Source organism: Aeromonas popoffii (genome assembly GCF_000820025.1).
Lineage (GTDB): Bacteria > Pseudomonadota > Gammaproteobacteria > Enterobacterales > Aeromonadaceae > Aeromonas > Aeromonas popoffii.
In genome coordinates this window covers 750-1,082 of sequence record NZ_CDBI01000010.1, presented here as the reverse complement: position 1 = coordinate 1,082, position 333 = coordinate 750, and the positions used below count along the sequence as shown (strand labels likewise).

The 333-nt window shown below is 58.9% G+C and carries 1 protein-coding gene; it reads right to left on the bottom strand.

From position 1 onward, the window contains the following. The coding region (locus tag BN1129_RS01885) for an HAD family hydrolase (RefSeq protein ID WP_339366194.1) at nucleotides 1–333 on the bottom strand (333 nt) is incomplete at both ends.

Sequence of the window (333 nt, the reverse complement as noted above, 5' to 3'; positions counted from 1 at the left end):
CAGGCCGGTATTTTTCAAAATGCGCCGGGCATGCTCCCGCGATGATCCCGTGCCTATGCCCATCGGCACCTTGCCGTGCCAGCGCTTGACCAGCTCCCACATGGGAGGGAAGACGAGGGCCTTGTCGATATTTTCCAAATAGAGGGCTGTCTTGCGGTGGGTGAAGGCATCCACATCGATATCCAGCCCGTGCTGCGCAGCCAGCATGCTTACTGTTTTGCGGGTAGGGATGCCGCCGTATTCATTGAGCTGTGCCCGATCAAACGGCAGACCGAACTCTGAGCTGGTTACCTCCCAGGCATCCAGATGCAGGGGCATGGAGTCCACCAGGGT